This window comes from Paraburkholderia sp. RAU6.4a, assembly GCF_050435625.1.
Classification (GTDB): Bacteria; Pseudomonadota; Gammaproteobacteria; order Burkholderiales; family Burkholderiaceae; genus Paraburkholderia; species Paraburkholderia tuberum.
The window spans coordinates 3,082,566-3,105,710 of record NZ_JBNDKQ010000002.1; the positions used below are offsets into that span (position 1 = coordinate 3,082,566).

Sequence of the window (23,145 nt, forward strand, 5' to 3'; positions counted from 1 at the left end):
CACGCGCGTGCGCACCGGGCTCGCGCCAGCCGGGCCTGTCAGGCGCCGGCTCCCGCGGCCGTTTCCGCGGAAGGACAGGGCGGCACGACTGCCGCGGCAGCCGATCGGGCCGAAGACGACGTCTTGCCCGTCGTGGCCGTAGTAGCGACGGCCGTCGCGGCCATCGCCCGCACCCCCGCCGCGATCTGCGTCGACACTTCGGCCAGCGCGCGCCGATGTCCATCGACGAGCGCGTCGTACCCGCCGCCAACCGTCTCGCTGACCACGCTGCGACAGGTCATCACCGCATTGCTGCGCACGGCCCGCACGCTCCACACCGCATCGATCAACGCATGCGAGCCGGGCCACGACTCGAAGCGCTGCACGTTCATGGCGATCCGGTAGACGGCCGCGTCGTCGGGGTGCGCGGTGCCGAACGTATCGATGGTGCCGAGCTGCTGCGTCAGATTCGTCGACAGCGCGCGGCGGATTTCATCGCCGGGCAGCGACGCCCAACGCTCCTGTTCGAGCAACTGCACCTGAGTCGGCCCGGTCTGCACGACCAGCTGATTTCTCGCCACCTGCGGCGGCACGTTGACCGGCGCGACTTCGATCAGCCAGGCAGGCGCGGCGCTCGTGCGCGCGACGGCCGGCGCGGTGGCATTCGCGGCGGTGCTTGCGCTATCCGCGCCACCCAGCGTATAGAAACGGCTCGACGGCGACGAGCACGCCGCGATGGCGAGAGCCGCAGCCAGTGCGGTGCCGTACGCGACGCCGCGTACGGCACCGCGCACGAGCGCGCGCGGCGGACGGGGGAGCCGGGCAAACATCATGGTTTATCTCCTGATTTACCGCGCAACAGCGATTCGGGATGACGCTCGAGGTAGTCCGACAGCGCGTTCAGCGACTGCAACGTGCGCGTCAGTTCCTGCAACGCCTGATGAACGTCGGACTGCATCGGCGAATCCTGCTGCAAGGTTGCCTGGGCCGAACTGAAGGTCTGCTTCGCGGCCGTCAGCGTGTCGCGCGCCTGCGGCACGACTTCGTTGTCGAGACGCGAGAACAGCTGGTCGGCGTTCTTCAGCGCGGTGTTCAGATTCGCGCCGATCTGGTCGAACGGCACCTTGTCGAGCTTCTTCGCGATGTCGGCGACCTGCAACTGCAATTCGTCGAGCGTGTTCGGAATGGTCGGCAGCTCGAGCGGATCGGTCGTCACGTCGACCTTGGCCGGCGGCGCTTTCGGGAAGATATCGAGCGCCACGTACAGCTGGCTCGTGATCAGGTTCCCGGTGCGCAACTGGCCGCGCAGGCCGTGCCTGACGAGTTCCTGCATCAGGTTCTCGCCGGCGAGCGTGCCCGGCTGCGGCGAGCTCTCGCGGAAGCGCTTGCCGAGGCGGTCCGGGTACACGTTCATCGTGACCGGCATCGTGAAGCTCTGCGTCTTCGGATCGTAGTCGATGCCGATATTGGTCACCTGACCGAGCACGATGCCGCGGAAATCGACCGGCGCGCCGATCGACAGCCCGCGCAGCGACTGGTTGAAGTTCATCACGACGCGCAAGGGCACGCCGTCCGGTTCGCGCATCGCGTCCGCTTCGTCCGAGCCGAGGCGGAAGGTCTGGTTGTTCGGCGCCTGCGGGCCCATGTTCTGGCCGGGCGGCGACTGGAAAGACAGACCGCCGACGATCACCGTCGCAAGCGACTGCGTATTCAGCTTGAAGCCGCTCGAATCGAGCCGCAGATCGACGCCGCTCGCATGCCACCAGCGCGTGTTGGTGCCGACGTACTGGTCGAACGGCGCCGACACGAACACCCGCATCGTCACGCCGGTGCCGTCCCTGTCGAGCGAGAAGCCGACCACCTGACCGACCTGCACGCGCCGGTAGAAGATCGGCGAGCCGATGTCGATCGAGCCGAGCGAATCGCCGTGCAGCGTGTACTGGTGGCCTTTCTGGTCGCCGGTGATGGGCGGCGGCGTTTCGAGGCCGACGAAGTTGCTCTCGCTTTCGGTCGAGCGGCCCGCGTCGGCGCCGATGTACGAGCCCGACAGCAGCGTGGTCAGACCCGATACGCCGCTCGCGCCGACGCGCGGACGCACCACCCAGAAGCGCGAGTCCTTGACCGCGAACTTTCCGCCTTCCTTGGTGAGCTGCACCTGCACGAGCACGTGCGACAGATCCGGCGACAGCGTGATCGTCTTCACCGCGCCCACGTCGACGTCCTTGTACTTGACCTTGGTCTTGCCCGGCTCGAGCCCTTCCGCGCTGACGAAGCTGATCGTGATCACGGGCCCGCGCTCGGTCACCGACCTGATCACGAGCGCGATGCCGATCAGCGCGGCGATCAGCGGAATCACCCAGACGAGCGACGGCAGCCAGCGGCTGCGTGGCTCGATCTCGGGGTCGGGCAGTTGGGGCGGCAGTCTGGGTCCGTTCGAATCGTTGCGCGGCGCATCATCGGAGGCGGGCGTCGGTCCTTGCGGGCTAGTCATGGTCGAGATCCTGAGGTGTTGGGGTACGGCTTTCCACGGGGTCCCAGATGAGGCGTGGATCGAATTGCATGGAGGCCAGCATCGTCAGGATCACGACCGAGCCGAACGCGATCGCGCCCGGCCCGGCCGTGATCTCGGCCAACGATTTGAAACGCACGAGCGCCACAGTGAGCGTGACGACGAACACGTCGAGCATCGACCAGCGGCCGATCCGCTCGACCATCCGGTACAGCGTCGTGCGCTGTTGCGGACGCCAGCGCGAGCGGCGCTGCGCGGTGACGGTGAGCAGCACGAGCACCGAGAGCTTCAGCATCGGCACCAGGATGCTGGCGATGAACACGATCATCGCGAGCGGCCAGTCGCCGGAAGTCCAGAAATAGACGACGCCGCTCATGATGGTGTCGTCCTCGGAGCCGAGCAGCGACGACGTGTGCATCACCGGCAGCAGGTTCGCCGGGATATACAGCAGCGCCGCGGCGATCAGCAGTGCCCATGTGCGCATCAGGCTGTCGGGGTTGCGCGAGTGCAGATGCGCGCCGCAGCGGCCGCAGTGCTGCGGCGTGACCGAGCGGATGCGCGGTTCGACGCGCCCGCACGAATGGCAGGACAGCAGGCCCGCGCGTTTCGCGGTGACGTATTTCATCGCGGGCTCATCCTTCGCGCGGCGTGGGCGGCAAGCCGGGCGGGGTGCCGTCCGCCGTGCTGTGGGTTGTGCCACCAGCGCTGCCGCTGGTCGAGCCCGCGACGCGCGCGGACGGCGCCGGCGGACCGGCGAGCGAGCCGACCGCGACCGCCGCGCTGTCGGCCGACGTGCGCGGCAACGGCCGATCGCCGCTCGCGTCGATCTCGTCGGCGACATCCCACAGCACGCGCGGATCGAATGTGACGACGACCGCGAACATCAGCGTCAGCGCGCCGAACGCGAACAGCGCCGCCTCGGGAATCACGCGCGCGAGGCTCACCATCTTCACGATCGTGATCAGCACGCCGAGCATGAACACTTCGATCATGCCCCACGGTCGCACGAACTGGATCGCGCGCAGCACGCGATTGAAGTGCGCGGGCACGTAGCCGGCGCGTAGCGGCACCAGCACGTACAGCAGCGCGACGAGTTCGGTGAACGGAAAGAGGATCGTCGAGCAGAACACCATCACGGCGACGATCTGCATGTTCTCGCCCCACAGCGCGACGAGCGCGCCGAACAGCGTAGTCTGTGATGTGATGCCGTTGGTTTCGAGTTCGACGATCGGAAAGCCCTGCGCGATCACGAACGTGATCAGCGCGGCGAGCGTCAGTGCGCAGATCGCGTCGAGCTTGCGCGAGACGCCGCGATAGAGCGTCGCGCCGCAGCGCGGACAACGCGCGGCGACGCGCCCGACAAGCCGTGGCTTGCGGAACAGCGTATCGCATTCATGGCACGCGATCAGGTTGTCATGTTCCATGCGGCAGATGGGCTAACGACGTAGTGGCGGGGTGTAAGGCCTGCTCGTTACGAGGGGTCGGGCGGCGGTGAGCAGCAATAGTACCAAACGCGGCCTCGCGACCGAGGCGAGCCGCGCGCGGCGCGGGGCGTGGCGCCGTCCCCGCCGCGCGCTGGTCCGGGCCTGAGATGGCGTCGCTTCGGGGCTTTCGGTCCCCGAATCGGTCAACGCAAGGGCGGTGACGCGGCGCCTGGGGCCATTGCAGCGCAAAATTCGGGCCCGTTCCGCCGACGCGCTCCAGCCAGCTTTTCGCGCTTGGGGTAGCATGGCGCCCGTGGCATGCCCGGCGGCCTTTTGTGGCGATGATGTCCGCCGCATCGGCCGCGCACGCCGCGCCGATGCGGCGGCGTGCGCGGAATAGCTGGCCGCGGCGCGCCGTTAACTTCTAACTGTCTGCGTTGATCTGTCATGACACTCAATCCATCGTTCGGTACCCGGGAGTCGTACACGCGGACCGCCATCGCGTTTCACTGGCTGATCGCACTGCTGATCGTCTGCGGCTTTGCGCTCGGCTGGGTGATGACCGACATCCCGGGCTTCACGCCCACCAAGCTGCGCTATTTCTCGTGGCACAAATGGATCGGCGTGACCGTGTTCGCGCTCGCGATCGTGCGCATCCTGTGGCGCGCGACCCACGCCTCGCCGCCGATGCCGCGCCGCATGCCCACCTGGCAGCGTGGCGCCGCGCATCTCACACATCTGTTGCTGTACGTGCTGATGATCGTGATTCCCGTGTCCGGCTATCTGTATAGCTCGGCGGCGAACGTGCCGGTCGTCTACCTCGGGCTGATTCCGCTGCCGCGAATCATCGCGCCCGATCCGCACCTGAAGGAAGTGCTGAAGAACCTGCACATTGCGTTGAATTACACGTTGCTCGTGCTGGTCGCGCTACACACCGCGGCGGCGCTCAAGCATCAATGGCTCGATCGCGACGGCCTGCTGTCGCGCATGCTCCCCTTCCTCAAATAAGGACAACCATGAAGGGTTCGTTTTATCGCTACATGCTGGCCGCGTTCGCAGCGGCGTCGCTGAGCGCCGCAGGCGCGGCGCTCGCGCAGGTCGACGTCGCGAAGAGTTCGGTGACGGCTACCTCGAAGCAGATGAACGTGCCGGTCGAAGGCAAGTTCAACAAGTTCACGGCGCAGGTCAGCTTCGATCCGGCCAAACCGACGGCCGGCAGCGCGCAGCTCAACATCGACGTCGCCAGCTACGATCTCGGCGACGAGAGCTACAACGAGCAGGTGCGCGGCAAGGAATGGTTCGACGCGAAGACCTTTCCGAGCGCGACGTTCGTGTCGAGCGCGATCGCGCCGGCCGGCGGCAGCCAGTTCAAGGTGACCGGTAAGCTGACTATCAAGGGCAAGTCGGAGACGGTCGTGGTGCCGGTCACGGTCGGCCAGCAGGGCGCGATGCAGACCTTCGACGGCGCGCTGCCGATCAAGCGCTCGCAGTTCGACATCGGCACCGGCGAATGGAAGGACACATCGGTCGTCGCCGACGAGGTCGTGATCAAGTTTCATATCGTCGCCGCGCGCAAGTGACGCGCACGGTGCTCGCGAGGTCCGCCGCGCCACGTGGGGCGCGGCCGCTTTCCCACCGCAGGTTGCACCGCGATTTTCAACGCAAAACAGGAGCACGAATTGAAAACGTCCATGTTGATCGCTGTTGGCGCGCTGGCTTCGTCGCTGTCGCTCGGCGCCTTCGCCGCCGATACCTATCTGCTTGATCCGATGCATACGTTTCCGAGCTTCGAGGCCGACCACTTTGGCGGTCTGTCGATCTGGCGCGGCAAATTCACGAAGACCACGGGAACGGTGACGCTCGATCGCGCGGCCAAAACCGGCACCGTCGACGTCACCGTCGATCCCGCTTCGGTGCAGACCGGCAACCCGAAGCTCGACGATCACCTGAGGGCCGCCGAGTTCTTCGACGTCGAGAAGTATCCGACCGTGACCTACAAGGGCACCGAGATCAAGTTCGACGGCGACAAGCCCGTCGAGGTGATCGGCACGCTGACGATTCGCGGCATCACGAAGCCGGTGAATCTGAAGATCGATTCGTTCAAGTGCATGCAGCACCCGGTCCTCAAGCGCGAAGTCTGCGGCGTCGAGGCGAGCACCGAATTCAATCGCGCCGATTACGGCATGGAGTTCGGCGCGAAGTACGGCTTCAGCATGCAGACGCGCCTGCATATCCAGTCGGAAGGTATCAAGCAGCAGTAGGCGCGCCGGCAGCTTCGCGGCCGGCGCCGCGCGCGGGCCGCTGTTGCGATTCGATCCGCGCTGCGCCGCAATACGAAAACCGCTTCGGTCGTTCACCGACGAAGCGGTTTTTTGTCGCCCGTTGCGAACGCCTCGGCCATGGTGGCGCGCCTCGGCCATTTGTCGCTCGCATCGCTTTTATTTTTTCAGTTAAATAGAGCGCAAGCAGTCATGCCGGTGCTGCGCGTTGCCGGGATGGCCTGGGCGGACGTTATGCGTTCGTGTCGATAAATATTTCGCGCAGTACAGGAGATCTGGATGAATGCAACGACAGCAGCAAGCGTCGCGGGAAGCCGGCAGAATTCGTGGCGCGCGGTGGTGGCCGCCTCGATCGGCAACGCGCTCGAATGGTTCGACCTCGTGGTGTACGGCTTTTTCGCCGTGACCATCTCGAAGCTGTTTTTTCCGGCCGGCAACGAGACCGTATCGCTGCTGCTCACGCTCGGCACGTTCGGCGTGTCATTCTTCATGCGGCCGCTCGGCGCGATCGTGATCGGCGCGTACTCGGACCGCGCCGGGCGCAAGGGGGCGCTCACGCTTTCCATCCTGCTGATGATGAGCGGCACGCTGATCATCGCGATTTTGCCGACCTACCAGAGCATCGGTCTCGCCGCGCCGCTGATCCTCGTGCTCGCGCGGCTGATGCAAGGCTTCTCGGCCGGCGGCGAATTCGGCAGCGCGACTGCGTTTCTCGCCGAGCACGTGCCGGGCCGGCGCGGCTTCTACGCGAGCTGGCAGATGGCGAGCCAGGGGCTGACGACGCTGCTCGCGGCCGGTTTCGGCGCGTTGCTGACCGGCCAGCTGTCGCCGCAACAGATGGCATCGTGGGGCTGGCGCGTGCCGTTCTTCTTCGGTCTGCTGATCGGGCCCGTTGCGTTCTACATCCGCACCAGGCTCGACGAGACGCCCGAATTCCTCGCCGCCGAAACGACGCAGACGCCGCTGCGCGATACGTTCGCGACGCAGAAGCTGCGGCTCGTGATCGCGATGGGCGTGGTGATCCTCGGGACCGTGTCCGCGTATCTGATGCTGTTCATGCCGACCTATGGCGTGCGGCAACTGGGGCTCGCGCCGTCGGTCGCGTTCTCGGCGATCGCGGTGACGGGTTTGATCCAGATGGTGTTCTCGCCGGTGGCCGGGCATTGGTCGGACCTGCATGGACGCACGCGCATCATGCTGGGCGCGGCCGTGCTGCTGTTCGTGCTCGTCTATCCGGCGTTCGCGTTCCTGATCGCGCATCCGAGCTTCGGCACGCTGATCGTGTGGCAGATCGTGTTCGGTTTTCTCGTCAGCGGCTACTTCGGCGCGACGCCGGGACTGCTGTCGGAGATATTCCCGGTGCAGACGCGCACGACCGGCATGTCGCTCGCGTATAACATCGCGGTGACGATCTTCGGCGGCTTCGGGCCGTTCATCATCGCGTGGCTGATCAGCGCGACCGGTTCGAAGGCAGCGCCGAGCTACTACGTGATGTTTGCCGCGCTGCTGAGCATCGCGGCGCTGATCGGCGCACGGCGCAAGCTGGGGTTCCGCTAGGAACGAGGCGGTAACGACGGCGTACGTAAACGCAAAAGGCCGGTTCGACAGAACCGGCCTTTTTTATTGTGCGCATCCTCAGCGGTTACGCGCGCATCAAACCTGGGCGCCCGCGTTCGGATCGTCCGGATCGACGCGTTCCTTCTTGTCCTTGATCAGGTCTTCGCGCTTGACGCCGAACCACATGGCAAGAGCCGCGGCGACGAACACCGACGAGTAGATACCGAACAGAATACCGACCGTCAGCGCGAGCGCGAAGTAGTGCAGCGTCGGGCCGCCGAACAGGAACATCGACAGCACCATCATCTGCGTACAGCCGTGCGTGATGACGGTTCGCGACATCGTGCTGGTGATTGCGTGGTTGATCACTTCGATCACGGTCATCTTGCGTTCGCGGCGGAAGGTTTCGCGAATCCGGTCGAAGATAACGACCGACTCGTTGACCGAATAGCCGAGCACCGCGAGCACCGCGGCCAGCACCGACAGCGAGAACTCCCACTGGAAGAACGCGAAGAAGCCGAGAATGATGACGACGTCGTGCAGGTTGGCGATCACGCCGGCGATCGCGTACTTCCATTCGAAGCGGAACGACAGGTAGATCACGATGCCGGCCACCACGCAGGCGAGCGCGAGCAGACCGTCGGTGGCGAGCTCCTTGCCGACCTGTGGACCGACGAACTCGACGCGCTGCAACTGCACTTCCGGCGTGTCGGCCTTCAGCGCGCCCATCACCTGGTCGCTCTGCTGCGCGGACGTGTAGCCCGTCTTCAGCGGCAGACGGATCAGTACGTCGCGCGAGGTGCCGAAGTTCTGCACCTGCGCGTCGGCATAGCCGAGCTTGCCGAGCGTGTTACGCACCGGGTCGAGCGGCACCGCGCCCGGATACTGCACCTCGATCACGGTACCGCCGGTGAATTCCACCGACAGATGCAGCCCGCGATGCACGAGGAAGAACACGGCGGCGAGGAAGGTGATCAGCGAGATCGCGTTGAAGATCAACGCGCGCTGCATGAACGGAATGTCTTTACGGAAACGGAAAAATTCCATGGTCTTGTTCTCCGGGACTCAGCGGGATGAACCCGGTTTTTGCCGCGTCGAGTCATTCGACGTCGGCGTGCCCGGCGCATTGCGGCGGCGCACGGTCGGCTTCGCGCGACCCTTCGCGCCGGCCGCGGCCGGTGCCTTCGAGCTTGCCTTCGCGCTCGCCTTCGCCGTGGCGATGGCCTGCGCGGTGTCGGTCGCGGCGTCGCTGCCGCCGAGGGTGTTGCCGGCATACGCGGCCGAGCCTGCCGCTGCCGTTTGCGGACGCCACACCTGGCCGATCGACAGCGACTTCAGCTTCTTCTTGCCGCCGTACCAGAAGTTGACCAGGCCGCGCGAGAAGAACACCGCCGAGAACATCGACGTCAGAATGCCGATACAGTGGACGATCGCGAAGCCGCGCACCGGACCGGAGCCGAACGCGAGCAGCGCGAGGCCGGCGATCAGCGTGGTCACGTTCGAGTCGAGAATCGTCGCCCATGCATGCGCGTAGCCGTTCTGGATGGCCAGTTGCGGCGGCGCGCCGTGGCGCAGTTCCTCGCGCACGCGCTCGTTGATCAGCACGTTCGCGTCGATCGCCATACCGAGCGCGAGCGCGATAGCGGCGATACCCGGCAGCGTGAGCGTGGCCTGCAGCATCGACAGCACCGCGACCAGCAGCAGCAGGTTCACGGACAGGCCGACCATCGAGATCACGCCGAACAGCATGTAGTACGCGCTCATGAATACGGCGATGGCCGCGAAGCCCCACACGACCGAGTGGAAGCCCTTCTTGATATTGTCGGCGCCGAGGCTCGGGCCGATCGTGCGTTCCTCGATGATTTCCATCGGCGCGGCGAGCGAACCGGCGCGCAGCAGCAGCGCGAGGTCGGCGGCCGCTTGCGGGGTCGGCTGGCCGGTGATCTGGAAGCGGTCGCCCAGTTCCGACTGAATCGTCGCGACGGTCAGCACTTCGCCCTTGCCGTGCTCGAACAGCACCATCGCCATTGGCTTGCCGATGTTGTCGCGCGATACCGCGCGCACCGCGCGGCCGCCGGCCGAGTCGAGACGGATATTGACCGACGGACGCTGATGCTCGTCGAAGCCCGCCGACGCGTCGATGATGCGGTCGCCGGTGAAGATCACCTGCTTGCGCAGCAGCACCGGCGTCTGGTTGCCTTGCGTGAAGAGTTCATCGCCCGGCGGCACCGGGTCGTTCGGGTTCGGGTGCGTGTTGACCGGATCGGCGAGGCGCGCTTCGAGCGTCGCCGTACGGCCGATGATGTCCTTCGCCTTCGCGGTGTCCTGCACGCCCGGCAGCTCGACGACGATGCGGTCCGTGCCCTGTTGCTGGATCACCGGCTCGGCCACGCCGAGTTCGTTCACGCGGTTATGCAGCGTCGTGATGTTCTGCTTGAGCGCGGCGTCCTGCACCTCGCGCTGCACGGCCGGCGTAAAGGTGCCGACGAGCTGCACGCCGCCGTCCGGGCCGGTGTTCGGCTGCGACGCCCACTGCAGTTCGCTGACGCTGCGGCCGAGCAGCTTGAGTGCCGCGTCCGCCGTGGCCTGGTCGGCCAGATTCACCACCACCGACTGGTTCACGCGATTCACGCCGCCGTCGCGCACGTTGTTGTCGCGCAGCAGCGTGCGCACGTCCGAGGCGTCCGAGTCGAGCTTCTTGTTCAGCGCGCCGGCCATGTCGACCTGCAGCAGGAAGTGCACACCGCCGCGCAGGTCGAGACCGAGGTACATCGGCAGCGCGCGCAGCGCGGTCATCCAGGTCGGCGACGCGCTTTGCAGGTTCAGTGCGACGACGTACTGCGGATCGTTCGGGTCGCTATTGAGCGACTTCTGCAGCAGGTCTTTCACGCGCAACTGCGTGTCCGTGTTCGTCAGGCGCACGCGGATGTTCGCGTTGTTCTGCGAGTTGTCGAACGTGATTGCGGTCGGCTTGATGAGATTGGCCGCGAGCGCGGCTTCGATCGACGCTAGCGTGGCGGCGTCGAGTCTGACCGTGGCCTTGCCGCTCGACACCTGCACCGCCGGCGCTTCGCCGTACAGATTGGGCAGCGTGTACACGAGGCCGATGACCAGAGCCACCAGCATCACGGCGTATTTCCAGAGGGGGTAGCGATTCATGAGTGGTCCAACGGGAAGGTTGGCTTGGATGCGATGCGTCCGGCGATGAGCGCGGGCCGTTCAGCGAACTGCCTGAACCGCCGGCGAGGCCGCACCGGACGCGGGGAGTGCAGGCCTTACAGCGACTTGATCGTGCCCTTCGGGAGAATTGTCGTGACCGACGCCTTTTGCACGGTGACTTCCGTGCCTTCCGAGATTTCGATGCCGACGTAGGCTTCGCCCACCTTCGTCACCTTGCCGACGATGCCGCCGTTCGTCACGACTTCATCGCCCCTGGCCATCGCTGCGAGCATGTTGCGATGTTCCTTCTGACGCTTCATTTGCGGGCGAATCATGATGAAGTACAGTACGCCGAACATCAGGATCAGCGGCAGGAAGCTCATCAGGTTCGATTCGATACCACCTGCTGCTGCGCCTTGCGCGAAGGCATTGGAAATGAACGACACGTTGGTCTCTCCGTTATCAGTCAAACGATCAAAAAAATCAGCCGATTATTCTACCACCGGCCACACGCGCGCCGGCGCGGCGAATCGGCTTTGCGATCAACCGTTTAAAGGTCCGATTCGGGGCAAATTCAGCGGCCGGCGAAAGTAAATTGTAAGTTGTCCGCGTGCGGCATGCGCAATCCATGCGGCGGGCCGTCAGGACGACGGTTCGACGCCGCGCGCGCGGTCTTCGTGGAAACGCTTGCGGAATGTCTCGAACAGTTTCGCCTCGATCGCATCGCGCATTTCCTGCATCAGTTCCAGGTAGTAATGCAGGTTGTGGATCGTGTTCAGCTGCGCGCCGAGAATTTCGCCGACGCGATGCAGGTGGTGCAGATAGCCGCGCGTGAAGTTGCGGCAGGTGTAGCAGCCGCATTGCTCGTCGAGCGGGCGCAGCGAGTTCCTGTGCGTCGCGTTGCGGATCTTGATGTCGCCGAAACGCGTGAAGAGCCAGCCGTTGCGCGCGTTGCGCGTGGGCATCACGCAGTCGAACATGTCGACGCCGGCCGCGACGCCGGCCACCAGGTCTTCCGGCGTGCCGACGCCCATCAGGTAGTGCGGCTTGTCGGCCGGCAGCTTGGGGCCGATGTGGTTCAGGATCCGCATCATGTCTTCCTTCGGCTCGCCGACCGACAGACCGCCGATCGCGAGGCCGTGGAAGTTCTTCTGCGCGAGGCCGGCGAGCGACTCGTCGCGCAGATCCTCGAACATGCCGCCCTGCACGATGCCGAACAGCGCATTCGGATTGCCGAGGCGCTCGAATTCGTCGATCGAGCGTTGCGCCCAGCGCATCGACATGCGCATCGATTCGGCGGCTTCCTTGTGCGAGGTCGGGATGTTGTTGGTGGCGTACGGCGTGCATTCGTCGAACTGCATCACGATGTCCGAGTTCAGCACCTTCTGGATCTGCATCGACACTTCCGGCGACAGGAACAGCCGGTCGCCGTTGATCGGCGACGCGAACGTGACGCCGTCCTCGGTGATCTTGCGCAGATCGCCGAGCGAGAACACCTGGAAGCCGCCCGAGTCGGTCAGGATCGGCTTCTTCCAGCCCATGAAGCCGTGCAGGCCGCCGTGCGCCTCGATGGTTTCGAGGCCGGGTCGCAGCCACAGGTGAAACGTATTGCCGAGGATGATCTGCGCGTGCATTTCGTCGAGCTCGCGCGGCTGGACCGCCTTCACGGTGCCGTAGGTGCCGACCGGCATGAAGATCGGTGTCTCCACCACGCCGTGATTGAGCGTGACGCGGCCGCGGCGCGCAAGGCCGTCGGTGCCGAGCAGTTCGAATTTGAGGCCATTCTCCGGGCGCTCGTGGGCAGGCTGTTGCGAGGGATGACCAAGGGTCATGGGGATCACTCCTGGGCGACCGGAAAACAGTCCGGCGCAATCAATGAAAACCGCCACGAGGGATCGCGGCGGCTAGGAAGACTGCCAATACGCTGAAGCAGTGCTCGAACCGGCTCATGCATCGCGCCGCGTGAGCAGCATCGCGTCACCGTAGCTGAAAAAACGATAGCGCTCGTCGATCGCATGACGGTACGCGGCGCGAATCGTCTCGACGCCCGCGAACGCCGACACCAGCATCAACAGCGTAGATTTCGGCAAATGGAAGTTCGTGACCAGCCGGTCGACCACGCGGAACCGGTAGCCCGGCGTGATGAAGATGTCGGTTTCCGCGCTCGCCGCGCCGAGCGGATGGCCGGCGGCTTCGGCGTCGCGCGCGGCGGCTTCGAGCGCGCGCAGCGACGTCGTGCCGACCGCGATCACGCGGTTGCCGCGCGCTTTGGTCGCGGCGATCTTGTCCGCGAGCGCTTGCGGCAGGTGATACCACTCGCTGTGCATCTTGTGCTCGGCGATGTTTTCGACGCGCACCGGCTGAAACGTGCCCGCGCCGACGTGCAGCGTCAGCGTCGCGCGGTCGATGCCGAGGGCGTCGAGGCGGGCGAGCAGCGTGTCGTCGAAGTGCAGGCCGGCGGTCGGCGCGGCGACCGCGCCCGGGTTCTGCGCGAATACGGTCTGATAGCGGGTTTCGTCGGTCGCGTCGGGGTCGTGCTCGATGTACGGCGGCAGCGGCAGACGGCCGTACTGCTCGATCATCGTCAGGCAGTCGTCGGGGAAATGCAGCGTGTAGAACTGATCGACGCGCTCGCCGACGGTGACGTCGAACGCATCCGCGAGACGGATCGTCGTGCCCGCCTGCGGGCTCTTGCTCGCCCGGATCTGCGCGAGCGCGCTGCGCTCGCCAGTCAGGCGCTCGACCAGCACTTCGATCTTGCCGCCGCTCGACTTCTGGCCGAAGAAGCGCGCCTTCAGCACTTTGGTATCGTTGAAGACGAGCAGATCGCCCGGCGCGAGGCACTCGGGCAGTTCGGTGAAGCGGCGGTCGATCAGGCGCGCGGCGCCGTCGGCGGCGCCTGCGGCGTCCACGTCGAGCAGACGGCTTGCGCTGCGCTCGGGCAGCGCGACTTGCGCGATCAGCTCGGGCGGCAGATCGAAATCGAAATCGGAAAGCGTAAACATGCGAACGACTGGAAGCGGGTTGGGACTGACTTGGGACTGAATTGAGCCGAAGCCGGAGCCGGGCGGCTATGATGGCGGGACGCCGAAGCGGCCCGCGCGCTTTGTGCCGCATCCTGCCTACGCTGGACGCGCGAAGGGCGGCACGACTTCTTTTCGACAGCACCCGATATTGTACTTGCGAAGCAGCCTATGCCTTTGTCCGACCGCCGATCGTCCGTTGCCACCCTCGAAGCGGGCGCCGAACCGCGGCGCCGCGGTGCGCGGGCGGAGGCGGGGGAGCGGGATGCGGCGCAAGCGGGCGCACAAGGCGGCATGATGGCCGCTGGCCACGATCTCGGGCGCGACGGCGACAAGCCCGGCGGCCACGCGGGCGACCCGCCGGATCAATTCGCCGCCGACCACGCGAGCGACGACAAACCCGCCGCCAAAACCAAAGGCGCGGCAAAAGCCGCCGCCAAAGCCCCGGTCAAAACCGCCGACAAGCTCGCCAAACTCGGCCTCACACGCGACATCGACCTCGTGCTGCATCTGCCGATGCGCTACGAAGACGAAACCACGCTGACGCCGATCGGTCACTTGCTGCCCGGCGGCATCGCGCAAACCGAAGGCGTGGTGTTCGACAATGAGATCGCCTATCGCCCGCGCCGGCAGCTGCTCGTGAAGCTGCGCGACGCCGACGGCGACGAACTCGTGCTGCGCTTTCTGAATTTCTACGGCTCGCAGGTCAAGCAGATGGCGCCCGGCGCGCGCCTGCGCGTGCGCGGCGACGTCCGGGGCGGCTTCTTCGGCATGGAGATGGTGCATCCGACCGTGCGCGTCGTCGATGAAGACACGCCGCTGCCGCAGGCGCTGACGCCGGTCTATCCGAGCACCGCGGGCGTATCGCAGGCGTATCTGCGCAAGGCGATCGACAACGCGCTCGCGCGCACGTCGCTGCCGGAGTTGCTGCCCGCGCCGGTCGCGCGCGCGTTTCTCGAACCGCTCGGCGTGCCGGCGCTGATGGACGCGGTGCGCACGCTGCATCATCCGGGCCCGCAGTCGGACGAAACGGCGCTGATCGACGGCACGCATCCGGCCTGGGTGCGCATCAAGTTCGAGGAGCTGCTCGCGCAGCAGATGTCGCTGAAGCGCGCGCACGACGAGCGGCGCACGCGCGCCGCGCCGGCCATGCCGCGCCGCAAGCTCGGCGACGAATCGGCGCTGGTCGCGCGGCTGCTGAAGGCGCTGCCGTTTTCGCTGACGGCCGCGCAGCAGCGCGTCGGCGGCGAGATCGCGCTCGATCTGACGCAGCCGCATCCGATGCAGCGGCTGTTGCAGGGCGACGTCGGCAGCGGCAAGACGATCGTCGCGGCGCTCGCCGCCGCGCAGGCGATCGACGCCGGCTACCAGGCCGCGCTGATGGCGCCGACCGAAATTCTCACCGAGCAGCACGCGCGCAAATTGCGCGGCTGGCTCGAGCCGCTCGGCGTGAATGTCGCGTGGCTCGCGGGCAGTCTGAAGACGAAGGAGAAGCGCGCCGCGATCGAAGCGGCCGCGCTCGGCACCGCGCAGCTCGTGATCGGCACGCACGCGATCATTCAGGACGCGGTCGAGTTCGCGCGCCTCGGACTCGTGATCGTCGACGAGCAGCATCGCTTCGGCGTCGCGCAACGGCTCGCGTTGCGCGCGAAGGCGCAGGGCGCCGCCGACGGCGCGGCCGACTTCCAGCCGCATCAACTCATGATGTCCGCGACGCCGATTCCGCGCACGCTCGCCATGACCTACTACGCGGACCTCGACGTCTCCACGATCGACGAACTGCCGCCCGGCCGCACCCCGATCCTCACGAAGCTCGTGTCCGACGCGCGCCGCGAAGAGGTGATCGGCCGCGTGCGCGAGGCGGCGTTGACGGGGCGCCAGGTGTACTGGGTGTGTCCGCTGATCGAGGAAAGCGAGACCCTGCAGTTGCAAACCGCGGTCGAGACCTACGAGACGCTGGTGGCCGCGCTGCCCGAGCTGAAGGTCGGGCTGGTGCACGGGCGCCTCGCGGCCGCCGAAAAGGCCACGGTGATGGACGCGTTCTCGCGCAACGAGATCCAGCTGCTGGTCGCGACCACGGTGATCGAAGTCGGCGTCGACGTGCCGAACGCATCGTTGATGGTGATCGAGCATGCGGAGCGCTTCGGTCTCGCGCAGCTGCATCAGTTGCGCGGACGCGTGGGGCGCGGCAGCGCCGCGTCGGTCTGCGTGCTGCTCTACACCGGACCGCTGTCGATGACCGCCCGCGCGCGCTTGCAAACGATGCGCGAAACCACCGACGGCTTCGAGATCGCCCGCCGCGACCTCGAAATCCGCGGGCCAGGCGAGTTCCTCGGCGCGCGGCAGTCAGGCGCCGCGATGCTGCGTTTCGCCGACCTGCAGAACGATCAGCACCTCATCGAGCCGGCGCGCGAAGCCGCCGCGACGCTGCTCGACCAATATCCGGACGTGGTCATTCAGCATCTGGCGCGCTGGCTCGGCGCGCGCGAGCAGTATCTGAAGGCCTGAGCGCCGTCCCCGCCGCAAGCACTACGGCTAAAAAGTTGGCGAACCGACCCTATAGGTGTATAACTAGAACCTATCGAATCCATCAGACTGATTGATCCCCGAATGACGCTCACCGAATTGAAATACATCGTGGCGGTGGCCCGCGAGCGGCACTTCGGCCGTGCCGCCGAAGCGTGTTTCGTCAGCCAGCCCACGCTGTCCGTCGCCATCAAGAAGCTCGAAGACGAGCTGAACGTGCAGATTTTCGAGCGCGGAACCAGCGAGGTCAGCGTGACGCCGATCGGCGAACAGATCGTTACGCAGGCGCAACGCGTGCTCGAGCAGACGCTCGCGATCAAGGAAATCGCCAAGCAGGGCAAGGACCCGCTGCTGGGTCCGCTGCGCCTCGGCGTGATCTATACGATCGGGCCGTACCTGCTGCCGACGCTCGTCAAGCAGATGATCCGGCGCGTGCCGCAAATGCCGCTGATGCTGCAGGAAAACTACACGCTGAAGCTGATCGAGCTGCTCAAGCAGGGCGAAATCGACGTGGCGATCATGGCGCTGCCGTTTCCCGAAACCGGGCTGATGCTGCGTCCGCTGTACGACGAGCCGTTCGTCGTCGCGCTGCCGTCCGGCCACGCATGGGAAAGCCGCCCGAAGATCGACCCCGACGACCTGAAGCAGGAAACCATGCTGCTGCTCGGCAGCGGGCACTGCTTCCGCGATCACGTGCTCGGCGTGTGTCCCGAGCTGATGCGCTTTTCGCAGAACGCCGACGGCATCCAGAAGACCTTCGAGGGCTCGTCGCTCGAAACGATTCGTCATATGGTCGCAAGCGGCGTCGGCATTACCGTGCTGCCGCGCATGTCGGTGCACGAGGTCAAGCCACATGCGGGCGGTATCGACGCGGGCCTGCTCAGCTATGTCGCGTTCGACGAGCCGGTGCCCGATCGCCGCGTCGTACTGGCATGGCGCAAGAGCTTCACGCGCATGCCCGCGATCGACGCGATCTGCGACGCAATCGCCGCGTGCGACCTGCCGGGCGTCAAAAAGCTCGATCTGCCCGCCGCCGTCAACTGACTCGCCATCATCCGCAGCCGCGCCGGACACCGGTGCGGCCTGCCGCAAAAAGGGCGCAAGCCCTATCGAATAGATTAAATTAATCAAATACGACTATTCGATAGATGTTGCTATAGTTTCCTCCACGGATCGCCCGATCCCTTTATTCGATAAGGCTCAGCGCCCGGACTCCGAGTCGGGGCGCGAGACAAGCCAGGAGGAAAACACCATGCAAGCGCCTTCACAGCCCATCCACCCTTTTCCCGCGCAACCGGCCACGACGGCCGCCGCGCCGAGTATCCGTACGGTCGCCGTGTCGTTGCTGGCCGATCGGGTGCTGGCCGCCTGACGTGCCTACCCGTGACGGCGTCCGTCGCGCACGGATGCCGCATGCTTTTCCCCCGATTCGATAGAAACCACGCAGGAGTGCCCATGTCCGAACGTAAGCTCACCAATGCCGCCGGCGCGCCCGTCGCCGATAACCAGAACTCGATGACCGCCGGCCCGCGTGGCCCCGTGGTGCTGCAGGACGTCTGGCTGCTCGAAAAGCTCGCGCACTTCGATCGCGAAGTGATTCCCGAGAGGCGCGTTCACGCGAAGGGTTCGGGCGCGTTTGGCACGCTGACGGTGACGCACGACATTTCGCGCTACACGAAGGCGAAGGTATTTGCGCAGGTCGGCCAGGAAACGCCGCTTTTCATGCGCTTTTCGACGGTGGCCGGCGAGCGTGGCGCGGCCGACGCCGAGCGCGACGTGCGCGGCTTCTCGATCAAGTTCTACACCGAGGAAGGCAACTGGGACGTGGTCGGCAACAACACGCCAGTGTTCTTCATTCGCGATCCGCTCAAGTTTCCGGACTTCATTCATACGCAGAAGCGTGATCCGTACACGAATCTGCGCAGCAACGTCGCCGCGTGGGATTTCTGGTCGAGTCATCCGGAGTCGCTGCATCAGGTGACGATTCTGATGAGCGATCGCGGCATTCCGAAGAACTACCGGCAGATGCACGGCTTCGGCTCGCACACGTACTCGTTCATCAACGCGAGCAACGAGCGTTTTTGGGTCAAGTTCCATTTCAAGTCGCTGCAAGGCATCGAGAACTTCACCGACGCCGATGCCGCGCAGGTAATCGCCAATGACCGCGAAAGCGCGCAGCGCGATCTGGTGAACAGCATCGACGCGGGCAACTTTCCGAAGTGGCGCTTCGCAATTCAGGTGATGCCGGAAGCGGATGCGGCGAACTACCGCTTCAATCCGTTCGACATCACGAAGGTGTGGTCGCAGAAGGACTATCCGTTGATCGACGTCGGCACGCTCGAACTGAATCGCAACGCGGCGAACTATTTCGCGGACGTCGAGCAGGCGGCGTTCACGCCGGCGAACGTGGTGCCGGGCATCGGATTTTCGCCGGACCGTCTGTTGCAGGGGCGGCTGTTCTCGTACGGCGATACGCAGCGTTACCGGCTCGGCATCAATCATCACCAGATTCCGGTGAATGCGCCTCGCGTGCCGAACCCGCATTCGTTTCATCGTGATGGCGCGCTGCGCACCGACGGCAATCGCGGCGGCAACGTGAATTACGAGCCGAATCGCTTCGGCGACTTCGTGCAGGACGCGAACGCGTCCGAGCCGCCGCTCGCGGCGGGCGCGGTCGCGCGTTACGAGCATCGCGAGGACGACGACTACTACACGCAGCCGCGCATGCTGTTCGCGCTGTTCGACGACGCGCAACGTGAGCGTCTGTTCGGCAATATCGCGCGACATATCGACGGCGTGCCGCAGGAGATCGTCGCGCGTCAAATCGAGCATTTCCGCCGCGCCGATCCGGCTTACGCGGAAGGTGTGATCGCAGCGCTCGCCGCGTTGCGGGAAGGCGGGAACCGCTAGGCGTCATATACGCGGCGGATGGTAAAGCAGTGGCAAAGCATTGGCAAAGTCATCGACGGCGCGGCGCATTGCTGCGGTCCGTCACGAGACGAACCCGGAGTACGATCATGATAAGGATGATGATGGCGAGCATTGGCGGTCGGGCCGCCGCGCCGAGCATGCAGGCGCAATGGCAGGCGTTGATGTTTCGCAAGGCGCTGGGCTTTGCGATCGTCGCGAGCGGCTTTGCGGTAATCGCCGCGCAGGCGTTGCAACACGCGCTGGGCGGCTGAGCGCAGTACCGCCAGAATGGCTGCGCAGCAAGGCTCTCGGGCACGCGTTGCGCAAACCTTGCGGCATTCACGCTACACTGTCGAACGTTTTATTCGTGTTTTCGCTGACCGTCATCTGCCGACCGGTTCGTATCACTCTTCAAAGGAGTCATCATGGCCAAGAAAGAAGCGGCCGCAGCAGTACAGCACGTCAACATCGGGATCAGCGACAAGGATCGCAAGAAGATCGCCGAAGGGCTGTCGCGTCTGCTCGCCGACACCTACACGCTGTACCTGAAGACCCACAACTTCCACTGGAACGTCACGGGTCCGATGTTCAATACGCTGCACCTGATGTTCGAAACGCAGTACAACGAACTCGCGCTCGCGGTCGACTCGATCGCCGAACGCATCCGTGCATTGGGCGTGCATGCGCCGGGCAGCTACAAGGATTTCGCGAAGCTGTCGTCGATCCCCGAAGCGGACGGCGTGCCGGCCGCGGAAGACATGATCCGTCAGCTGGTCGAAGGTCAGGAAGCCGTGGTGCGCACCGCGCGCGCGATTTTCCCGTCGACGGAAGCCGCCAACGACGAGCCGACCGCCGACCTGCTCACGCAACGCATGCAGACACACGAAAAGACCGCATGGATGCTGCGCTCGCTGCTCGCCTGATTTGGCGCAGCTGAGCCGGTCGAGTCGAGTCCGATGCCGGCGCCGGCATCGCGCGCGCCGTGCTAAAAACGCACAAGCCTCCCTGCACGGGAGGCTTTGTTTTTTGCGCCGCTGCCGCACGACGCACAGATTCGAGCGCGTGGCACTTCGATACGCGGTCGCGCGAATCCTGGGCCGCCGTGCGCTTCCCGTAAAATAGGCGCACCGTGTTCGCACTTCACCGAATTCGTCCCATGTTCGCCCGACTTCCCCTGTATCTGCGCCTCGTGCGCATGGACAAGCCGATCGGCAGCCTGCTGCTGCTGTGGCCGACGCTCAACGCACTGTGGATCGCGTCCGGCGGTCATCCGTCGTGGCAATTGCTGGTGATCTTCACGCTCGGCACGGTGCTGATGCGCTCGGCCGGCTGCGCGATCAACGACTACGCGGACCGCGATTTCGACCGTCACGTGAAGCGCACCGAAAACCGGCCGATCACGTCCGGCAAGATCAATGCGTGGGAAGCGGTCGTGTTGGCAACCGTGCTGTCGCTGGTCGCGTTTCTACTGATTCAGCCGCTCAATGCATTGACCAAAGAGTTGTCGGTGGTCGCGCTGTTCGTCGCGGGCACGTATCCGTTCGTGAAGCGCTTCTTCGCGATTCCGCAGGCGTATCTGGGCATCGCGTTCGGCTTCGGTATTCCGATGGCGTTCGCCGCTGTGCAGGATCACGTGCCGCTGCTCGCGTGGGCGATGCTGGTCGCGAATATCTTCTGGGCCGTTGCGTACGACACCGAATACGCGATGGTCGATCGCGACGACGACATCAAGATCGGCATCCGGACGTCGGCGCTGACGTTCGGCCGTTTCGACGTGGCCGCGGTCATGCTGTGCTATGCGGTGACGCTCGGGATTTACGTCGGCATCGGCGTGACGCTCGGGTTTGGTCCGCTGTACTGGCTCGGCTGGGCGGTCGCGGTGGGTTGCGCGATCTATCACTACACGCTGATCCGCCATCGCGAGCGCATGCCGTGCTTTGCCGCGTTCCGTCACAACAACTGGCTCGGCGGCGCGTTGTTCGCGGGGATCGCCGCGCATTACGTGGTGGCTTCGTTTTAATTCGCGTCAGCGCTTTTCTGGCTTCAGACCGCTGCTGTTTCTGCACGCCGTAGGCGCCTGCCCTGATGAGAAGAAGGACAGTCGCGCTACGGCGTGTCTGTTTCCGCTGTTTCTTTTCGACGCCGGTTCGCGTTACTGCTTGCCGAATTCGTCGCCCATCTCGCGCGCCCGCGCGTCGGCGGCAAGTGCGCCGCGCACGATCGCGTCCTTGATGCCGCTCGCTTCGAACGAGGCGAGTGCTGCCGCGGTCGTGCCGCCTTTGGATGTCACGCGCTCGCGCAGCACGCTCGGCGGCTCGTCGGAATTGGCCGCGAGTTGCGCGGCGCCCGTGAAGGTCGCGATCGCCAGCGCGCGGCCCTGCGCTTCGTCCATACCGAGCTGGCGCGCGGCTTCCTGCAGCGCTTCGATGAAATAGAACACGTAGGCCGGCCCGCTGCCCGAGATCGCGGTGACCGCGTCGATCTTCGCTTCGTCGTCGAACCAGACGGTTTCGCCGACCGCGCCGAGCACCTGTGACGCGAGCGCGCGGCCCGCTTCGTCGACGCTGCCGCTGGCGACGAGACCCGTGACGCCCCTGCCGATCAGCGCCGGCGTGTTCGGCATCACGCGCACGACGCGGTTGTGGCCAGCGAGCCAGCGCGACATGTCGCCGATGCGAATGCCCGCGACGATGCTGACGACGAGTTGCGACGCGCGCAGATGCGGCGCCAGCGTCCCGGCGACGCTCTTCAGGATCTGCGGCTTCACCGCGAGCACGACCGCGTCGTAGTCGGCGAGCGAGACGTCGGCGGCCGCGCCGGTGCGGATGCCGAATTGCTGCTCGTTGCGCTGGCGCGCGTCTTCGTTCGGATCGACCGCGTACAGGTCCGCGGGCGCGACGCCCCGCTTGATGAGGCCGCCGATCAACGCCGCGGCCATGTTGCCGCCGCCGATAAACGCAATTTTCATGATGGTCCGGGTAGGTTCAGATGAGATGCGGTGAGGGCTTCGCGCAGCCAGGTTCGCGCAAGGCCCGTGGAAATGCTCAGCGCGAGTAATCGCGTGCGCCGAAGATCGCGGTGCCGACGCGCACGATCGTCGCGCCTTCGAGCACGGCTGCTTCGAGATCGGCCGACATGCCCATCGACAGCGTATCGAGCGCGAGCCCGTCGTTACGCAAGCGCTCGAACAGCTCGCGCAATTGGCGATGCGGCGCGCGTTGTTCTGCGAGATCGCCGCCCGGTTCGGGAATCGACATCAGTCCGCGCAGCTTCAGCTTCGGCAGCGCGGCGATCTGCTGCGCGATAGCCGCCGCCTCGGCGATGGCGACGCCAGTCTTCGACGCCTCACCGCTGACGTTGACCTGCAGGCACACGTTGAGCGGCGGCAGGTTGTCCGGGCGCTGCTCCGACAGCCGCTGCGCGATCTTCAGCCGATCGACCGAATGTACCCAGTCGAAATGCTCGGCGACGGGCCGCGTTTTGTTCGATTGCAGCGGCCCGATGAAATGCCATTCGAGCGACGCGCGCAGATCGGCAAGTGTCTGGATCTTGTCGAGCGCTTCCTGCACGTAGTTCTCGCCGAATGCGCGCTGACCGGCCGCATGAGCGGCGCGCACGGCATCGGCGGGGAACGTTTTGGAGACCGCGAGCAGCGTCACGGACTGCGTGTCGCGGTGGGCCGCTTGCGCGGCCCTGGCGATGCGCTCGTGCACGTCGGCGAGATTGTGAGGCAGATCGGACATGGAACGAACCGGTGTTCAGCGAAGACGATGCCCCGA

At 65.4% G+C, this 23,145-nt stretch carries 21 protein-coding genes; 10 read left to right on the forward strand and 11 right to left on the reverse strand.

Annotation, left to right across the window (positions count from 1 at the left end):
- Positions 1–38: 38 nt before the first annotated feature.
- The 4 genes from OKW40_RS19050 to OKW40_RS19065 are packed head-to-tail and all read right to left on the reverse strand — an operon-like array spanning position 39 to position 3,912.
- On the reverse strand, positions 39–812 hold the full coding sequence (locus tag OKW40_RS19050) for a PqiC family protein (RefSeq protein ID WP_429407410.1): 774 nt from the start codon (positions 810–812) through the stop codon (positions 39–41).
- A complete protein-coding gene (locus OKW40_RS19055; protein ID WP_184062333.1) occupies positions 809–2,470 on the reverse strand; it encodes an intermembrane transport protein PqiB in 1,662 nt (553 codons plus the stop codon). The genes OKW40_RS19050 and OKW40_RS19055 overlap by 4 nt, the downstream gene beginning before the upstream one ends.
- The gene (locus OKW40_RS19060; protein ID WP_184062331.1) at positions 2,463–3,113 is read right to left on the reverse strand and encodes a paraquat-inducible protein A; all 651 of its coding nucleotides are present in this window, start codon (positions 3,111–3,113) and stop codon (positions 2,463–2,465) included. Before OKW40_RS19060 ends, OKW40_RS19055 begins: the two co-directional genes overlap by 8 nt.
- Positions 3,114–3,120: 7 nt before the next feature.
- Positions 3,121–3,912 (reverse strand): paraquat-inducible protein A, encoded by a 792-nt coding sequence (locus OKW40_RS19065; RefSeq protein WP_429490982.1) that lies wholly within the window; start codon positions 3,910–3,912, stop codon positions 3,121–3,123.
- 447 nt (positions 3,913–4,359) lie between these two features.
- Between OKW40_RS19065 and OKW40_RS19070 the strand changes: the two genes are divergently transcribed.
- The 4 genes from OKW40_RS19070 (at position 4,360) to OKW40_RS19085 (ending at position 7,748) form a co-directional block, all read left to right on the forward strand.
- Positions 4,360–4,920: a cytochrome b gene (locus tag OKW40_RS19070; RefSeq protein WP_184034542.1), complete on the forward strand. Its 561-nt coding sequence runs from the start codon at positions 4,360–4,362 to the stop codon at positions 4,918–4,920.
- 8 nt (positions 4,921–4,928) lie between these two features.
- Complete coding sequence (locus OKW40_RS19075) at positions 4,929–5,492, forward strand: YceI family protein (RefSeq protein ID WP_187618936.1); 564 nt, start codon at positions 4,929–4,931, stop codon at positions 5,490–5,492.
- Between the two features lie 111 nt (positions 5,493–5,603).
- Entirely contained in the window at positions 5,604–6,173 is a 570-nt protein-coding gene (locus tag OKW40_RS19080; protein ID WP_184034536.1) for a YceI family protein, read from the forward strand.
- A gap of 297 nt (positions 6,174–6,470) precedes the next feature.
- The gene (locus OKW40_RS19085; RefSeq protein ID WP_184055126.1) at positions 6,471–7,748 is read left to right on the forward strand and encodes an MFS transporter; all 1,278 of its coding nucleotides are present in this window, start codon (positions 6,471–6,473) and stop codon (positions 7,746–7,748) included.
- 96 nt (positions 7,749–7,844) lie between these two features.
- On the opposite strand, the gene secF is transcribed toward OKW40_RS19085, so the two are convergent.
- The 5 genes from secF to queA all read right to left on the reverse strand — a co-directional run bounded on the left by secF (position 7,845) and on the right by queA (position 13,912).
- Positions 7,845–8,795, reverse strand: coding sequence for a protein translocase subunit SecF (gene secF, locus OKW40_RS19090; protein ID WP_090803074.1), 951 nt, complete (start codon positions 8,793–8,795; stop codon positions 7,845–7,847).
- Between the two features lie 18 nt (positions 8,796–8,813).
- A complete protein-coding gene (secD, locus tag OKW40_RS19095; protein WP_429490984.1) occupies positions 8,814–10,907 on the reverse strand; it encodes a protein translocase subunit SecD in 2,094 nt (697 codons plus the stop codon).
- Between the two features lie 116 nt (positions 10,908–11,023).
- On the reverse strand, positions 11,024–11,353 hold the full coding sequence (yajC, locus tag OKW40_RS19100; protein ID WP_184034524.1) for a preprotein translocase subunit YajC: 330 nt from the start codon (positions 11,351–11,353) through the stop codon (positions 11,024–11,026).
- Between the two features lie 195 nt (positions 11,354–11,548).
- The gene (tgt, locus tag OKW40_RS19105; RefSeq protein ID WP_429490986.1) at positions 11,549–12,739 is read right to left on the reverse strand and encodes a tRNA guanosine(34) transglycosylase Tgt; all 1,191 of its coding nucleotides are present in this window, start codon (positions 12,737–12,739) and stop codon (positions 11,549–11,551) included.
- Positions 12,740–12,853: 114 nt separating this feature from the next.
- A complete protein-coding gene (queA, locus tag OKW40_RS19110) occupies positions 12,854–13,912 on the reverse strand; it encodes a tRNA preQ1(34) S-adenosylmethionine ribosyltransferase-isomerase QueA (protein WP_429362359.1) in 1,059 nt (352 codons plus the stop codon).
- Between the two features lie 189 nt (positions 13,913–14,101).
- On the opposite strand from queA, the gene recG reads away from it, so the two are divergent.
- The 6 genes from recG to ubiA all read left to right on the forward strand — a co-directional run bounded on the left by recG (position 14,102) and on the right by ubiA (position 21,386).
- A complete protein-coding gene (gene recG, locus OKW40_RS19115) occupies positions 14,102–16,438 on the forward strand; it encodes an ATP-dependent DNA helicase RecG (RefSeq protein WP_429490988.1) in 2,337 nt (778 codons plus the stop codon).
- A 102-nt stretch (positions 16,439–16,540) separates the two neighbouring features.
- On the forward strand, positions 16,541–17,500 hold the full coding sequence (locus tag OKW40_RS19120; RefSeq protein ID WP_184055574.1) for a LysR substrate-binding domain-containing protein: 960 nt from the start codon (positions 16,541–16,543) through the stop codon (positions 17,498–17,500).
- Between the two features lie 411 nt (positions 17,501–17,911).
- Positions 17,912–19,366: a catalase gene (locus tag OKW40_RS19125; RefSeq protein ID WP_429490989.1), complete on the forward strand. Its 1,455-nt coding sequence runs from the start codon at positions 17,912–17,914 to the stop codon at positions 19,364–19,366.
- 107 nt (positions 19,367–19,473) lie between these two features.
- Positions 19,474–19,638, forward strand: coding sequence for a hypothetical protein (locus OKW40_RS19130; protein ID WP_184034506.1), 165 nt, complete (start codon positions 19,474–19,476; stop codon positions 19,636–19,638).
- Positions 19,639–19,791: 153 nt separating this feature from the next.
- On the forward strand, positions 19,792–20,289 hold the full coding sequence (locus tag OKW40_RS19135) for a Dps family protein (RefSeq protein WP_184034504.1): 498 nt from the start codon (positions 19,792–19,794) through the stop codon (positions 20,287–20,289).
- A 233-nt stretch (positions 20,290–20,522) separates the two neighbouring features.
- Complete coding sequence (ubiA, locus tag OKW40_RS19140; RefSeq protein WP_429407393.1) at positions 20,523–21,386, forward strand: 4-hydroxybenzoate octaprenyltransferase; 864 nt, start codon at positions 20,523–20,525, stop codon at positions 21,384–21,386.
- Positions 21,387–21,518: 132 nt separating this feature from the next.
- Here ubiA and proC read toward each other — a convergent pair whose 3' ends face one another.
- Positions 21,519–22,334 (reverse strand): pyrroline-5-carboxylate reductase, encoded by an 816-nt coding sequence (proC, locus tag OKW40_RS19145; protein ID WP_429490991.1) that lies wholly within the window; start codon positions 22,332–22,334, stop codon positions 21,519–21,521.
- Between the two features lie 76 nt (positions 22,335–22,410).
- Entirely contained in the window at positions 22,411–23,109 is a 699-nt protein-coding gene (locus OKW40_RS19150) for a YggS family pyridoxal phosphate-dependent enzyme (protein ID WP_429490993.1), read from the reverse strand.
- Positions 23,110–23,145 lie beyond the last annotated feature (36 nt).

Excerpts from the sequence above, each read along its gene's own strand:
- OKW40_RS19050 (WP_429407410.1), bottom strand. The coding sequence starts at position 812 with ATGATGTTTGCCCGGCTCCCCCGTCCGCCGCGCGCGCTCGTGCGCGGT.
- OKW40_RS19055 (WP_184062333.1), bottom strand. The coding sequence starts at position 2,470 with ATGACTAGCCCGCAAGGACCGACGCCCGCCTCCGATGATGCGCCGCGC.
- OKW40_RS19060 (WP_184062331.1), bottom strand. The coding sequence starts at position 3,113 with ATGAAATACGTCACCGCGAAACGCGCGGGCCTGCTGTCCTGCCATTCG.
- OKW40_RS19065 (WP_429490982.1), bottom strand. The coding sequence starts at position 3,912 with ATGGAACATGACAACCTGATCGCGTGCCATGAATGCGATACGCTGTTC.
- OKW40_RS19070 (WP_184034542.1), top strand. The coding sequence starts at position 4,360 with ATGACACTCAATCCATCGTTCGGTACCCGGGAGTCGTACACGCGGACC.
- OKW40_RS19075 (WP_187618936.1), top strand. The coding sequence starts at position 4,929 with ATGAAGGGTTCGTTTTATCGCTACATGCTGGCCGCGTTCGCAGCGGCG.
- OKW40_RS19080 (WP_184034536.1), top strand. The coding sequence starts at position 5,604 with ATGTTGATCGCTGTTGGCGCGCTGGCTTCGTCGCTGTCGCTCGGCGCC.
- OKW40_RS19085 (WP_184055126.1), top strand. The coding sequence starts at position 6,471 with ATGAATGCAACGACAGCAGCAAGCGTCGCGGGAAGCCGGCAGAATTCG.
- secF (WP_090803074.1), bottom strand. The coding sequence starts at position 8,795 with ATGGAATTTTTCCGTTTCCGTAAAGACATTCCGTTCATGCAGCGCGCG.
- secD (WP_429490984.1), bottom strand. The coding sequence starts at position 10,907 with ATGAATCGCTACCCCCTCTGGAAATACGCCGTGATGCTGGTGGCTCTG.
- tgt (WP_429490986.1), bottom strand. The coding sequence starts at position 12,739 with ATGACCCTTGGTCATCCCTCGCAACAGCCTGCCCACGAGCGCCCGGAG.
- queA (WP_429362359.1), bottom strand. The coding sequence starts at position 13,912 with ATGTTTACGCTTTCCGATTTCGATTTCGATCTGCCGCCCGAGCTGATC.
- recG (WP_429490988.1), top strand. The coding sequence starts at position 14,102 with ATGCCTTTGTCCGACCGCCGATCGTCCGTTGCCACCCTCGAAGCGGGC.
- OKW40_RS19120 (WP_184055574.1), top strand. The coding sequence starts at position 16,541 with ATGACGCTCACCGAATTGAAATACATCGTGGCGGTGGCCCGCGAGCGG.
- OKW40_RS19125 (WP_429490989.1), top strand. The coding sequence starts at position 17,912 with ATGTCCGAACGTAAGCTCACCAATGCCGCCGGCGCGCCCGTCGCCGAT.
- OKW40_RS19130 (WP_184034506.1), top strand. The coding sequence starts at position 19,474 with ATGATAAGGATGATGATGGCGAGCATTGGCGGTCGGGCCGCCGCGCCG.
- OKW40_RS19135 (WP_184034504.1), top strand. The coding sequence starts at position 19,792 with ATGGCCAAGAAAGAAGCGGCCGCAGCAGTACAGCACGTCAACATCGGG.
- ubiA (WP_429407393.1), top strand. The coding sequence starts at position 20,523 with ATGTTCGCCCGACTTCCCCTGTATCTGCGCCTCGTGCGCATGGACAAG.
- proC (WP_429490991.1), bottom strand. The coding sequence starts at position 22,334 with ATGAAAATTGCGTTTATCGGCGGCGGCAACATGGCCGCGGCGTTGATC.
- OKW40_RS19150 (WP_429490993.1), bottom strand. The coding sequence starts at position 23,109 with ATGTCCGATCTGCCTCACAATCTCGCCGACGTGCACGAGCGCATCGCC.